1 protein-coding gene is annotated in these 451 nt (G+C 74.7%); it reads right to left on the reverse strand.

Translation table 11 applies throughout. From position 1 onward, the window contains the following. Positions 1-451, reverse strand: a 451-nt coding sequence (locus AB3X94_RS41935) for a hypothetical protein (RefSeq protein WP_368614482.1), incomplete at both ends; no start/stop codon positions are given.

The following is a 451-nucleotide window of genomic DNA, read 5'->3' on the forward strand; positions in this document are numbered from 1 at the left end:
GCCATCGGAAGAGCCGCCGCCGTCGGAAGAGCCACCGCCATCGGAGGAGCCGCCGCCTTCCGAGGAGCCACCGCCATCGGAGGAGCCCCCGCCATCGGAGGAGCCGTTGCCGTCGGAAGAGCCACCGCCGTCGGAAGAGCCACCGCCGTCGGAAGAGCCCCCGCCATCGGAGGAGCCGCCGCCGTCGGAGGAGCCGCCGCCGTCGGAGGAGCCGCCGCCATCGGAGGAGCCCCCGCCATCGGAAGAGCCACCGCCATCGGAAGAGCCACCGCCATCGGAGGAGCCGCCGCCGTCGGAAGAGCCGCCGCCGTCGGAAGAGCCACCGCCATCGGAAGAGCCGCCGCCGTCGGAAGAGCCACCGCCATCGGAGGAGCCGCCGCCTTCCGAGGAGCCACCGCCATCGGAGGAGCCCCCGCCATCGGAGGAGCCGCCGCCGTCGGAAGAGCCACCG

This window comes from Paraburkholderia sp. BR10923 (genome assembly GCF_040948765.1).
In the GTDB taxonomy this organism is placed as follows: Bacteria; Pseudomonadota; Gammaproteobacteria; order Burkholderiales; family Burkholderiaceae; genus Paraburkholderia; species Paraburkholderia youngii.